This window comes from Streptomyces sp. NBC_01775 (assembly GCF_035917675.1).
GTDB lineage: Bacteria > Actinomycetota > Actinomycetes > Streptomycetales > Streptomycetaceae > Streptomyces.
Genome location: NZ_CP109104.1, coordinates 5420598 through 5433884 on the forward strand (window position 1 = coordinate 5420598; position 13287 = coordinate 5433884).

Below are 13287 nucleotides of genomic sequence, written 5' to 3' on the forward strand. Positions count from 1 at the left end.
TGGTTGTCGTCACTTGGCGCTCGTCTACGCAGCTGGCCACGAGACCTCCTCTTGATCGAAACGCATGATTAGAGCAGCACCCAAGTGGGTGGTGCTCCTCTGGTGCGCCGACTTTGAGGGAGGGGCTACTTAGCCGCGCAAGTCGGTTCACGGATCAGCGCCACTTGTTCCAACAGGGGGATGAGGCTGAACCATGGAGCGATACCTGCCTGACCTGCGGCTATACGCCTCTTCCCTGTAGTTAGAAGAGAGGAGGCGACTAGCAAGCAGTTGCGGGAGTGCGATCACTCCTTCCGAACTGACAACCCTGGTTACCGTCAAGCGACAACTATGGTTGTCGCTGTGAAGCAACAGGAATCCGTTGGTACCGATGCGTCGGCAGGTGATGCCGCACGGCTGCGTAGCCCAGCCTGGCGCGAACCTGACGATCTTGAAATCGCCGAACTATGTGACCAGATGCGATCCGCGGCCAAGACTCTGGCGCGAAGAATCTCTGCGCGGAGTCGAGAGTGCATGGGCAACGGCCACACTGCTCCGGCTAGCGTGACTCAATACGCCGACTGGCAGCTCGCTCACCTGCGTGTGCTGCGGTACATGCAAGAAGCTGTGCAGGACATTGCAGCCGACACGACGCAGGCCGCTGGCGAAATGGGGGCTAGCTACAGTCAGGTTGGACTCGCCTGGGGGATCTCCCGGCAGGCTGCTCGGAAGAAATGGCCCCAAGCGGGTGGCGTCGGGGAATACTTGACGGAGACGTTTTCCATAGAGAGGTATGGAGGGAGCGCGGAAGTCAGCCGCGTACCGGGGCAATCCACGTGGACGTGGACGGGGCGCGGTTGCGATGGCGCCGACCAGCAGGCAGCGCAGAGCTGCGACAGCCCATGGGCGGCCCTGGCCGCAGCTGACGCTTTTCTGCGAGACCACTTCGTGGCGCTTGGGTGGCGTGATGGCGTCGACGTGCCGTTCGTCCTGTCGGTCCCTGATCGCGAGTCTTGCTGGTGTGCCAACATCGACGACTGATGCTTGCCATGAGTGACATGGGCGACTCGGCTTCAAGCTGGTCTGGGGTCGGTAGCGCGCAGCGCGGGTCATGAGCCGGGTGGGTCGGCTCTTGCTGGGAGCCCAGGTCGTCTGTCTCCGCTCGCGTTGATGTCAGATGTGGATGTCAAAGACCCCGGACCATGATCGGTCCGGGGTCTTTCCGCTGGTGCCCCCGGCAGGATTCGAACCTGCGACACCCGCTTTAGGAGAGCGGTGCTCTATCCCCTGAGCTACGGAGGCGGGGCGGGGCTTGCTGGAGGGCTTGGAAACTCCACGCCGGCCGGCAAGCGCCTGGGCGCCCCTGAAGGACCGCCCAGGACAGGTTAGCGGATAGACGAGGATCATGGCGCGGGACCGGGGTGAGGCGGCGCTGTCTCCGGGGGGAGCTGTCCCGGGCCGGTGACGCGAGGCGGCGGAGCCGGGGTGTGGGGGCCATTCCCAGGGGCTCTTGGCGGTGCTGCAACGCAGAGCACCGGCACGGCACTTCAGTGGCCACCGAGGGGTAGCCCCATGAGCATGCTCGTGATCAAGCATGAGCATGCTCGTGATCAAGGGGGACTACCGGGTCGTCGGGGCGAGCCCCGACGGGGATTGGTCCGGTTCTATCCCGACAACCCGGAGCTGTGGAAGCGGGTGCCAGGCGAATACGTCACAACCGTGTTCGTCGATCTGCGTGAGGAACTGACCGGGGCGGCGGGCGCGGCAAAAAGGGGGGAAGGGGTTGTGGCCCGTGGACGTCAGTGAGGCGGGCGGCAAGATCCAGGGAGTGGAGTCGCTCACCGACGACGTGGTGATCCTGCCGAAGCTCTTCCGTCGGCTCGCCGACCACGGCCTCGGGGAACATCGGTACAGCGGTTGGCGCTGAGAACGATCACGGTCCGATCGGCGCGTGGGTGCTGACGCGGTTCTCGTACTCGCGACGGGCCTTGCGCTGGGCCGGAACAGCCGGGACACCCTGGCCGCCGTCGAGCGCGGCCCGCTCGGCGGGCTCCAGGCCGGCCGCGCGGAGGACGTCGGCGACCTTGCCGGGCATGCGAGGGTGACCGGCAGCTCCGGGGCGGGGGCGTCCTCCTTGATGGCGGTGTGGTCGGGCATGAGGTCGGCGACGGCTGTGCGGATGGCGCCGCGGCTGACGCCGTGTTCGCGGGCGAGGGCGGCGATGGAGCGGCCTTCCAGGTACGTGGTGCGTACGGTGTCGGTCTTCGCAGTCGCCACGGCGGGGCGGCGTCCGTCCTTGCTGCCCTTGGTCTCGGCGGCCCGTAGTCCGTCGTAGGTGAGTTCACGCTGGAGGTCGCGCTGGAGTTGGCCGGCGGCGGCGAGGGTCTGCACCGTGAACTTCACGGTGGGCAGGAGTTCGCCGGTGCGCGGGTGGCGGGTGGTGAGGTCCATCGCGGAGAGCGCGCCGTCGTGGATGCGCGGGGCGAGGCGGTCGCGGTGGAGGACGTCGAGCACGTCGAGGATGTGGCCGGTGCCGCGTACGAGTCGGAACATCTCGGAGATGTGCACGGTGTCGGCCGGCCGCGCGTAGGTGAGCAGTTCGCCGAACTTCGGGCGCTGGAGGGAGAGAGAGGCGGCTGGAGGTGCCGGTGTCCTCCTCGAAGACGACCGGGTCCTCGATCCCGGCCTCGTGAAGGACGAGGCTCTGCCGGGCGGTCGACTGCTGGTCGGTCGAGACCCGCTTGTAGACCAGGTTCGCCACCGAAGGGCCCCTTCCGTACGGAGGATCGGACCCTGTCTGTCGTCAAACCCTGTCAGCGATCACCATCGGATCTGCTTGGATTCGAGCCGCCGCGAACCCCCCGGATCGCACGGGTTCATCGGACACGCCGCCCATCTGTCGGCAAACGATCGTTTGCCGACAGGACGGGGTTGATCGGAATGTTCCTGGGCTCGCAGGGCCAACGGGTTTGGCTGCCCGTCGTTCGCTGCGGCTGCGGCTGCGGCTGCGGCTCGGCTGGGGGCCATGTCAGCGTCTCAGCTTCGGGTCAGGTCCCTCGGCTGTCAGCAGTGGATCGCCGAGCGCGAAAGCAGTTCCGGCGGCGTGACCAGTCTCAGCGGAACGCGGCGACATTGCGGGTGGCCCAGTCGGCGAAGGGGTGCGGGGCGCGGCCGAGGACCTGCTGGACGTCCGGGCTGACGCGCAGTTCGGCCGGGCTCGGGGATCCGAGGATGTCCAGAGTGTCGTCGGCGAGCTCCGCCGGCATGCTCTGGGTCATGGCGGCCTTGGCCTCGTCGCGGGTGAGCTCGTGAAACCTCACCGGCGAGCCCAGCGCGGCGGCGATGGCCTCCGCCTGCTGGCGCGGAGTGATCACGTCCGGGCCGGTCAGCTCGTAGACGCCGCCGGTGTGCCGGTCATCCAGCAGGCAGGCTGCCGCGACCGCGGCGATGTCCGCCGGGTCGATGATCGGCACCCCGACGTCGCCGAAGGGCGCGGCGACGACCTGTTGCGCGCGGACGGACTCGGCCCACCACAGGGCGTTGGAGGCGAAGCCGCCCGGCCGCAGGATGGTCCACTCCAGGCCGGACTCCCGCAGCATGTCCTCCAGTGCGCGCATCGCGATCCGCGTTTGGCCGGAGGGCCTGGTCACCACGCCCAGCGTGGAGAGCAGGACGACCCGGCGGACCCCGCTGGCCTCAGCTTCGCTGATGATGTCGGCAGGGTTGGCTCCAGTGGCGTGCAGGTCGCCGGACAGCAGCAGGAACAGCGCCTTCGTCCCGGCCATCGCGGGCTTGAGGCTGGCCGGCTTGGCCAGGTCGGCCGTCACGTGGCGGACGCCGTTCGGTACCGCCGCCGTGTGCCGTGACACCGCCGTCACCTGGTGGCCCGTCTCAGCCAGTGCCTGCGTCAACGGCCGGCCGATATTCCCGGTAGCTCCGGTCACTACGATCATGATCAGCTCCTTGTCGGATGTCCTCTGTGGCCTTCACGCTAGGAGCGGGGCTAACTCTTGGTAAGGACATACCTTGAGGTAAGCTCATGTCATGGTGGGAAGCGTGCAGCACAGGCAGCCCGCGACGGGGAAGCCGTATGACGTGTTTCACACCGACTGCCCCGCGCGCGACATGGTCGACCACGTGACCAGCAGGTGGGGCGTCTGGGTGCTGATCTCGTTGCGGAGCAATGACCTCCGGTTCTACGAGCTGCGCGAGAGCATCCAGGGCATCAGCGAGAAGATGCTCGCCCAGACCCTGCGGGCGCTGGTCCAGGACGGCCTGGTCTGGCGGGAGGTCGAGCCGACGACGCCGCCCCAGGTCACCTACGGGCTGACCGAGTTCGGCCGGGACGTCGGCGAGCCGCTGACGGAGCTGTTCGACCGGATCACACTGCGACTGTCGCCGCGCAGCACGGGATAGCGTGATAGCGGCTGGCGCACATTCGCGACGCGATGGACGCCCTGCTGAACCAGATCTTCGCCCTGATCCCATAGCGCCCTCTGGTCACCCTGAACGCGCTGCGTGACCTCCAGGCCGACTCGTCCTCGTCCTGGTCCAGTTCGGGCGCGTCCGGGTCACGCAGCGGGTGCAGGGCGCAGGGCGCCGGCGGCCGGGGTGGAGGCGGGGAAGCTGTAGCGGCCGAGCAGGTTCAGGTTGCGGTGCTTGTGCGGGGGCAGGCGGGCGACGGTCCTCGTCGGGGATCTCGTGGCCCTCCGCCTGGAGCTGTTCGACGGCGGCGTCGGTGTATTTCGTCGTCCAGAGCACGGTGGCGTTGAGGACCAGGCCGACAAGGTCACCAACAGGCTGGGTTCCTCGGGGAAGCAGCGACAGTTGAATAAGAGCCCACAGGTTCTGAGGGCTTGAGAGCGCGTGAGTGCTTGCTTCAGGGGCGCTGGGACGACTACCCCTGGCGGAAGAATTCCTGCATGTCGGCAGCGACAGTCGTCAGCTCTTCGCCAGCCTCAATCACGGTCGTCACAGTGCACTCCCAGCCGCTGGAGAAGACCCCAGCTCGCAGGGTCCAGCTCAGGTGCACGTGACCACCCGAACCGAACGTCGCTGCCACGACCAGCTCGTTGTTGACCCAAGACCGCTCGCCCTCCCAACCGGTGAAGTCGCGCGCAAGACCGTCGAGAAACTCGGTCAGGTATCCCGCACCGTCCCAGGCAGACACGGTCACGGCCCCGATTCGTGCGCGCAGGCCGTCATCGACAGCCTCCACGGCGAATACGACCTCGAACTCATCTGTCCGCGACCAGTCGAACAACCGGATAGAGGGTGCTTGCGACCCCACCCCCCGAACGACGAGCTCGACCTGCCCAGGAACCACCTCGATCAGACTCACCAACCGAGGATAAGGACGCCAACACGGCCCGGCCATCGCCATTTACGACGCGGTGCTACGTCCCGCCGTCGTTGGGGGCTCCACCCCCAGATCCCCACCAGGAGCATCACGGTCGGTAGTGATTCCGGAGCCAGATTGATCAACTGGCGACACTTGAATACGCGAGCTCACCAGTACCGAGGCCGGACTACTTCGCGCTGAACGACGGCGATGCCGGTCTCCGGATTCCCCGACTACCTGGAGAAGCGCGAGGACCGGCTGTTCATCTCCAACGGCCAGTCGACCGGTTTCGGGACCGTCGTGGACGTCACGAAGCAGCACCGTTCGGATGAACCGGCCCTCTACGGACCTGGTGTTTGAAGAGAAGTAACGACAGAAGGGGGAGGGGAGTGTGGGCCGTGGGCCGTGAGGGCCCGCCGTGGGGCGTGGGGGCTTCGGAGTGCTGGAGTGCGTGACAGGTGGATGTCACGCACTCCGTCCTCATGGGGGGCACGTGTGACGGCACGTGTGACGGCACGTGTGACGGCACGCTCGCCGTCCGTGCGCCGTTGTCCGGGCGCTCGCCGTCTGTGCGCTCGCCGTTCGTGCGCGCCGTTCGTGCGCCGCCGTACGCGTGTCGGGGCGTCGGAGTCAGCGTGCCGGCGTCAGCGTGCCGGCGTCAGCCGATCTGGCTCTTGATCCACTTGTAGTAGGCGCCGACGCCGGTGGAGATGTCGGCGCTGGTGCCGCAGTCGCCCACGCCTCGGCTGTTGAGACCGGTGGCCTGCCAGCGGCCCTTCACCTTCTGGACGACCGGAGTGCCGGAGTCGCCGCCGCAGCTGCCGCCGGTGCTGCCCTCGTCCCCGCAGAAGTCGCCTTCCTGGATGCCGAAGGAGTCATCGCCCTGCTCGTCCTTGTGGCATTTCTGCGTGGAGGGGTCAAGTACCTTGAGGTCGATTTCGCGCAGCTTCTTGGGAAGTTGCTTCGGGTCGTTGTCGGTGGGCTTGGTGTAGCCCCAGCCAATGGTCTTCACTGTACTGCCGACGGAGGGCAGCTTGGTGGCCATCGGAGCCGGCTTGTTGGACACCTTCTTGGAGAGCTGGACGAGTGCGATGTCCCGTCCGTCATTGCGGTCCCAGGTGGTGAATTTCCATTTTGGGTGAACCTTGAACTGTTTCACCTTCGCGACGGTTCCACCTGAGGTGCGGTCGTTGGAGCCGATCCGGGTGTGGACCGTGGCGGGATCCATGAGCTTGTACGGCTCGCCGTTCTCGCCCGGGTCGGTGACGCAGTGCGCGGCCGTCACGATCCAGTCGGGGGCGATGAGCGTGCCCCCGCAGAGGTGGCTGTTGGGGTCGCCGTCACGTTCCCACTGGAGGGAGGCGGCGAAGGAGTAGTTCTCGGTCGACTCGACGCCGCCGATTATCTTGGCGTGGTTCCCGCCACGGGCCCCGCTCCCGTCCTCGTTCCCGGAGGCGGCGGGCGGCGCGGTGATCTCGGTGGCCGAGGCGTAGGTGCCCGCGGCGGTCGCCACGAGTCCCAGGGTCAGCGCGGCGACCATGCCGGAGCGTACGCCCGCACCTTTCCATGTGCGACGAGTGCGATGTCCGTTCCTGGCACTGTTCAACGTGTTAATGGACTTTTTCCTCTCAGGACTTCATCCCGGATACAGCGCTGCATTGCGCGGCGGAGTCAGGTGGTGGCAGGCCGCGAATGCGCCCACCGATCAGCACACGGCTTCTGCTCTCTTTGTCTGTAACGCACTTGAGCGCTTGCTGGCCGGGTGCCGGTGAGGCGTAGAGGACACTATTGGCTCAATAGAGCGAACTCAAGGAGTATTTGACCTCAACGAAAGCTGTGGACCTGCGAGTTGACATGACGTCGCCCCGTCGTCGCTTCGGCCCTGTCGGAGCTCCGTTCCGCCCTCGCTCCGTTCCGCCGGTCAGGCGACCGCCTCACCCGCCGCCGCGGAGGGCAACGTGCTCCAGTGCGGCACCCGCATCGCCGACGGCCTCGCCTGGGGTCGCTTCCACAATCCGGGCATGCAGACGCGCGCAGACGCGCGCAGACGCGCGCGGACGCACGCAGAGGCACGCGGACGTGCTCAGAGGCACGCAGAGGCACGCGGACGACGCGGGCTGCCGCGAAGCTGGGAGCGGTTGCTCTGCCACCGGCGGAGCCTGCCAGGGGTGCGAACGTTGAGTATCTGACTCACGGCCCGCCCACCCCGCGAGACCGCAAGACTCTGCCCAGGCATCCGGTTGCGCGATTGAGGGCGCCCCGCTGAGGCGGCGCGCCCTTGGTACGCAGGTTTCGGGGTACGGCTAGTACCGCAGCCCATGACCGAAGCGGTACAGGACCCGGTCCGGGTCGTCCAGAGCCGCGACGGCGACGGGGAGCCGTCCGCCCGGATTGAGGTCTCCGTACAGCGCCTCGGAGAGCGCCGTCATGGAGGGTGCGCCGTAGGAGTACGTCGCCAGGTAGGCCGGCACGTCGGGGTAGCGCTGGATGTCGTACGGGTTGCGTACGGCGGCCACCACCAGGCGCGTGCCGGTGGCGTGCAGAGCCTGGATCAGCTTCGCTTGGGCCGCGCCCTTGTCGGTGGGGGCCGCGGCGGCGTTCGCGAGGACGACCGTCACCTCGTGGTCGCGTGCCGCCGAGACGGCCTCGGCGATCTTCGCGGCGTCGGGTGCGAGACCGGTCTCCAGGGTGGTCGCCGACTGCCCGCGCCGCTCGTTGATCGCACGGGTGAGGGCTGCGAGGGGTGCGGTGCCCCATCCGGTGACCAGGACCTCGCGCGGGGCGCCGGACAGCGGAAGAGCACCGCTCTCGTTCCGGATCAGCGTCACGGTCCGCTCGGTGATCGCGCGTGCCTGCGACCGGTGCCGCCTGCTGCCGACCACACGGGCGGCCCGCCGCTCGTTCACGTACGGGGAGGGGAACAGCCGCCTGCGCAGCTTGTGTTCGAGGATGCGGGTCACCGAGGCGTCCAGCCGCTTCTGTGAGATCTTCCCCGAACGCACGGCGGACAGCACCGCCGCGAACGCCGTGTCCAGCTTCGGTGCCAGCACCAACTGGTCGCAGCCGGCCTCGAAGGCGCGCACGGGCGCCACATCCGGCGGGAAGTCCCCGGTGGCTCCTCCCATGTCCAGTGCGTCCGTCGCGATGACGCCTTGGAAGCCCAGCTCCTCGCGCAGCAGCCCGGTCACGATCGGCTGCGACATCGTCGCGGGGACCAGCGAGGCATCCAGGGACGGCACGACGATGTGCGCTGTCATGATCGTGTCGACGCCGCGCCGGATGGCGGCACGGAACGGCGGCAGGTCGATGCGGTCCAGTTCCTCGCGGGTGTGGGTGATCTTCGGCAATCCGGTGTGGCTGTCGACATCCGTGTCGCCATGGCCGGGGAAGTGTTTGCCCGCGCTGGCGACTCCGCCGTGGTGGTAGCCGCGTACGGCGGCCGAGACGAAGTCCGCGCACAGCCGGGTGTCCGACCCGAACGAGCGAACGCCGATGACCGGGTTGGCCGGGTTGATGTTGACGTCGGCCACGGGCGCGTAGTTCTGATTGATGCCGACGGCGGTCAGTTCGGTGCCGATGATGTCGGCCGAGTCGTAGACATCCTGGGCGGAGCGTGACGCGGCCAGCGCCATGTTGCCCGGGAGCTGGGTGGCCGGCTCCAGCATCCGGTAGACGACGCTTCCGCCCTCCTGGTCGATGGAGACGAGGAGCGGGATGCGGGCGCCGCCGTGCAGGGCCGCGCGCTGGAGCCCGTTGGACAGCCGGGCGATCTGGCGCGGTTCGCGGACGTTGTCGGGGCCGCGGCGGGCGTCGAAGTAGATGACGCCGCCCGGTCGGTACTTGGCGATGACCTGGGCCGGTGTGGAGACGCCGTACAGCTCGCGGTTCTTGGCGTGCTCCGTGTCGGCCGTCTGTCCGTAGATCTCGACGACGAAGAGCTGCCCGACCTTCTGTTCGAGGCTCAGTCGGCCCAGGAGCGAGGCGGCACGGGCGCGTACGGCCGCCGACGTGGTTGTGGACGACGGCGCGGTGGACGGCTCGGCTGCCGCCGTCCGGCCCGCGACACCGATCGCCGCCGCGGCACCTGCCGCGGCGGCGATCACATGTCTGCGGGATGTGGGCTGCTGCATCGGAACGCTCCTCACATGTGCGGGGTGTTGCTGCACGTGGTGCATGTGGGGGACATCGCTGGATGCGCATCGTCGCAGCGGGGACACCGGCCCTACCAGACGGCACGCGGAACTTCATGGGTCCAGTCCAGTGGCGCCACCGGAGGATGCCGGAAAAGGGCGACGCTGACGTCAGCTCGCTGCGAGGCCGGAGGTGAGGGCCTGGGAGATACGGATGACCCGCTCGCACTGCACCCGTGCGGCCTTCAGCGTGGTGCCGTCGACCGGACTCTGGCCCTGTGCGTCGACGTGCGAGGTGCCGTAGGGGTTGCCGTCCACGAACTTCGACGGGTCCGTGTATCCGGGAGCCACGACGATGCCGCCGAAGTGGTGGACGGTGTTGTAGAGCGCCAGCAGGGTGCTCTCCTGACCGCCGTGCAGCGTCGCGGAAGAGGTGAAGCCGCTGTAGACCTTGTCGGCCAGCTTGCCCTCCTGCCAGAGGGGGCCGAGCGTGTCCAGATACTGCTTGAGCTGCGAGGTGACGTTCCCGTAGCGCGTCGGGGACCCGAAGAGGACGGCGTCGGCCCAGGCGATGTCGTCCGGGGTGGCCTCCGGGAGGTCGGCCGTGGCGCGGGCGTTCTCGGCCCAGGCGGGGTTCGAGTCGACGGCCTCTTGCGGGGCCAACTCCCGTACGCGGCACAGCCGTACGTCGGCGCCCGCCCTCTTCGCCGTCTCAGTCATCTCCTTGGCGATCGTGGCGACGGTTCCGGTCGCCGAGTAGTAGATGACGGCGAGCTTCACGGGTGCGGACGGGGAGGTGGGTGTGGCCATGGTGACTCCGTTCTCGATGTGCGGTGGCATCGCCTGGTGTCTGGTTGAACTTTAAAAGTTTTCGCTGACGGCGCTCCGATATCCCGGAATCGGATCAGGATCTTACGGGTGACGTGAGTCACACGAGGCAGGGAAATAACCGGGGATCGCGTCCCCGTTTACATAGGCGTCTCCACGAAACGGGGACACGGTCCCCGGATGGGGGATGGCACAGCACGACCCACGTACAAGCCACGTACGACCCAGGCACCACAACCGGCGGGACACGCCGGACGACGACCACGAGGAGCGCAGCATGAGCAGCGCGAGCGCCACCATCGCCGCCAAGCGGGGCACCGCGACCGGTGCCGCGCCCAAGGCGCGTGCCGACGCCGCCCGCAACCGCGAGCGCATCCTCAACGCCGCACGCGAGGCTTTCGTCGTCCACGGGGCGGACGCGTCCCTGGATGAGATCGCACGCACGGCGGGCGTCGGCAACGCCACCCTCTACCGCCACTTCCCGGACCGCGACACGCTGATCCACGGAGTCATGCACTTCGTCACCGAGCGGATCGCGAACCGGGCGGAGGAAGCGCTGGCCCAAGAGGATGACCCCTTCGAGGCCCTGCGCAGCTACGTCTTCGGGGCGGCGGCAGAGCGCATCGGCGCGCTCTGTCCCATGCTCTCCGGTCGCTTCGACCCCTCGGATCCCGAGTGCCTGGCGGCACGCGTAAAGGTCGAGAAGCTGACCAAGGACCTCATCCGCCGGGCGCAGCGCGCCGGTGCGGTGCGCGACGACATCGACGTCGGCGACATCATGATCACCCTCAGTCAGCTCACCCGTCCGCTCCCAGGCGTCGGATGCCAGGGGATCGAACGCTTCGTCGAGCGCCATGTGCAGCTCTTCCTCGACGGGCTGCGCGCACCCGCCAAATCCGAACTCCCCGGCCACGCCGCGACCCTGGAGGAACTGCGACAAGAGAACTGACCGGCGGGCAGCCGCCCCGCTGAGGGCGAAGCAGCGGCCGAGCGCTCGACGGGTGCGCGACCTCGCACCGTCGAGTGGCTGAAGCGGACGGCCACCGGATGGTGGCCGCGAAGCAGGGCAGGCCGCGAAAACAGCGACCGGAGGATGCAGGCCGGAGGAAACGACCGGAGGAAGCCGGAAAAGCAGCCAGTGGCCGGGCGGGGGACGCTCACCATCTGGCTCGGCGACCGGGTCTTCAGCCCACCACAGCCCGAGACCTCCGGCTCACGGGCTGGGACCTCCAGGCACTTCGACACCTCTGTCACTTCAGTCACTCCATTTACCTACGTACACGTTGCTACGCATTCGTACGAGCACAGGGGGCTCGTACGCATCTGTAGGCGCACATATCCATAAACAGACCCACAGCAGTCCGTTTTTCCTAATCCGCACCGTGAGGTAGACACACCCATGCCAGAAGCACCCTCCCCAGCCGCCACACAGGCCGGGCCCGATCCCCGGAGATGGAAGGCCCTCGCCTTCATCGCCATCGCGCAGCTCATGGTCGTCCTGGACGCGACGATCGTGAACATCGCGCTCCCCTCCGCCCAGACCGACCTGGGTATATCCGACGCCAACCGGCAGTGGGTCATCACCGCCTACGCCCTCGCCTTCGGCGGACTGCTGCTCTTCGGCGGCCGGATCGCCGACATGTGGGGCCGTAAGCAGGCCTTCGTCACCGGGCTCATCGGCTTCGCGGCGGCCTCGGCGATCGGCGGCGCCGCCACCAACGAGGCCCTGCTGCTGGGCGCACGCGCGCTCCAGGGCGCCTTCGGCGCACTGCTCGCGCCGGCTGCCCTGTCCCTGCTCGCCGTGATGTTCACCGACGGCAAGGAGCGGGCCAAGGCATTCGGCATCTACGGCGCCATCGCCGGCGGTGGCGGCGCCATCGGCCTGATCCTGGGCGGCGTCCTCACCGAGTACATGAACTGGCGCTGGACGTTCTACGTGAACATCCCGTTCGCCGTGATCGCCGCCGTCGGCGCCGTACTGGTCGTCCGCGAGCCCAAGGCCGCGCGCAACCGCTCGGCACTCGACATCCCCGGCGTCGTCCTCTCCACGCTCGGCCTGGTCTCCCTCGTCTACGGATTCACCCGCGCCGAGTCGGAAGGCTGGAGCGAGGGCGGCACGATCGGCATGTTCGTGGCCTCTGCCGTGCTGCTGAGCGCCTTCGCGCTCGTCGAGTCCAAGGTCAGGGCGCCGCTGCTGCCGCTGCGCGTGGTCACCGACCGCAACCGTGGCGGGGTCTTCCTGTCGCTGGGCCTGGCCACCATCGCGATGTTCGGGCTGTTCCTCTTCCTGACGTACTACCTCCAGATCGTCAAGGACTACTCACCGGTCCGCACCGGTGTGGCCTTCCTCCCGATGGTCGCCGGAATGATCGCCGGATCCACGCAGATCGGCGCCCGCCTGATGACGCGGGTCCCGCCGCGCATGCTGATGATGCCCGGCTTCCTGGTCGCGGCGCTGGGCATGCTGCTGCTGACCCAGCTGGAGGTGGACAGCTCCTACCCGGCGCTGATCCTGCCCGCAGAGGTCCTGCTCGGCCTGGGCCTGGGTACGGCCTTCATGCCCGCGATGTCACTGGCCACGCACGGGGTGCGATCGACCGACGCCGGTGTGGCGTCCGCGATGGTCAACACTTCGCAGCAGGTGGGCGGCGCCATCGGCACCGCGCTCCTGAACACCATCGCGGCGAGCGCCACCACCGCGTACGTCACCTCGCACGTCGCGGGGGCCACCACCAAGCCGGCACAGCAGATGCTGAAGCTGGAGGCCATGGTGCACGGCTACACCTCGGCGATCTGGTGGGCGGTCGGCATCCTGCTCGTCTCCGCCGCCATCGTCGCGGTCTTCGTGAACACGCGGAGCCAGGGCGGCGCCGTGGAGAAGGCTTCCGACGGTGAGGCACCGGCCGACGGTTCCGGCGAACCGGAGCCCGTGCTGGTGGCGATGCACTGAGCGACGGTCGAGCGGCGTCCGGGCGCTTCCGTCTCCAACCCTGTTCCAGGCGACTGGAG

The 13287-nt window shown here is 68.0% G+C and carries 10 protein-coding genes, 1 tRNA gene and 1 pseudogene; 4 read left to right on the forward strand and 8 right to left on the reverse strand.

Annotated features, from left to right (window positions below; all coding sequences use genetic code 11):
* Positions 1-1205: 1205 nt before the first annotated feature.
* The 3 genes from OHB04_RS24270 to OHB04_RS24280 form a co-directional block, all read right to left on the reverse strand.
* Positions 1206-1281 (reverse strand) — tRNA-Arg (locus tag OHB04_RS24270).
* Positions 1282-1599: 318 nt separating this feature from the next.
* The gene (locus tag OHB04_RS24275; protein WP_326808298.1) at positions 1600-2547 is read right to left on the reverse strand and encodes a hypothetical protein; all 948 of its coding nucleotides are present in this window, start codon (positions 2545-2547) and stop codon (positions 1600-1602) included.
* A gap of 545 nt (positions 2548-3092) precedes the next feature.
* Entirely contained in the window at positions 3093-3932 is an 840-nt protein-coding gene (locus OHB04_RS24280) for an SDR family oxidoreductase (protein WP_326808299.1), read from the reverse strand.
* 91 nt (positions 3933-4023) lie between these two features.
* On the opposite strand from OHB04_RS24280, the gene OHB04_RS24285 reads away from it, so the two are divergent.
* Positions 4024-4395: a winged helix-turn-helix transcriptional regulator gene (locus OHB04_RS24285; protein WP_326689769.1), complete on the forward strand. Its 372-nt coding sequence runs from the start codon at positions 4024-4026 to the stop codon at positions 4393-4395.
* Positions 4396-4513: 118 nt separating this feature from the next.
* Here the strand turns inward: OHB04_RS24285 and OHB04_RS41905 are convergent.
* Positions 4514-4764, reverse strand: a pseudogene (locus OHB04_RS41905) (Tn3 family transposase); the annotation flags it as partial.
* 112 nt (positions 4765-4876) lie between these two features.
* Positions 4877-5320 (reverse strand): DUF6228 family protein, encoded by a 444-nt coding sequence (locus tag OHB04_RS24290; RefSeq protein WP_326689770.1) that lies wholly within the window; start codon positions 5318-5320, stop codon positions 4877-4879.
* A 210-nt stretch (positions 5321-5530) separates the two neighbouring features.
* Here OHB04_RS24290 and OHB04_RS24295 point away from each other — a divergent pair, with 210 nt between their 5' ends.
* On the forward strand, positions 5531-5680 hold the full coding sequence (locus OHB04_RS24295) for a hypothetical protein (RefSeq protein WP_326689771.1): 150 nt from the start codon (positions 5531-5533) through the stop codon (positions 5678-5680).
* Between the two features lie 298 nt (positions 5681-5978).
* On the opposite strand, the gene OHB04_RS24300 is transcribed toward OHB04_RS24295, so the two are convergent.
* The 3 genes from OHB04_RS24300 to wrbA form a co-directional block, all read right to left on the reverse strand.
* Complete coding sequence (locus OHB04_RS24300; protein WP_326689772.1) at positions 5979-6860, reverse strand: S1 family peptidase; 882 nt, start codon at positions 6858-6860, stop codon at positions 5979-5981.
* A 763-nt stretch (positions 6861-7623) separates the two neighbouring features.
* Positions 7624-9450 carry a glycoside hydrolase family 3 protein gene (locus OHB04_RS24305; RefSeq protein ID WP_326689773.1) on the reverse strand — a complete coding sequence of 609 codons (1827 nt, stop codon included), beginning with the start codon at positions 9448-9450 and terminating at the stop codon, positions 7624-7626.
* Between the two features lie 171 nt (positions 9451-9621).
* The gene (gene wrbA / locus OHB04_RS24310; protein ID WP_405804100.1) at positions 9622-10290 is read right to left on the reverse strand and encodes an NAD(P)H:quinone oxidoreductase; all 669 of its coding nucleotides are present in this window, start codon (positions 10288-10290) and stop codon (positions 9622-9624) included.
* Positions 10291-10555: 265 nt separating this feature from the next.
* Here wrbA and OHB04_RS24315 point away from each other — a divergent pair, with 265 nt between their 5' ends.
* Entirely contained in the window at positions 10556-11227 is a 672-nt protein-coding gene (locus tag OHB04_RS24315) for a TetR/AcrR family transcriptional regulator (protein ID WP_326808300.1), read from the forward strand.
* A gap of 450 nt (positions 11228-11677) precedes the next feature.
* Positions 11678-13228 (forward strand): MFS transporter, encoded by a 1551-nt coding sequence (locus OHB04_RS24320; protein WP_326689775.1) that lies wholly within the window; start codon positions 11678-11680, stop codon positions 13226-13228.
* Positions 13229-13287: the final 59 nt, after the last annotated feature.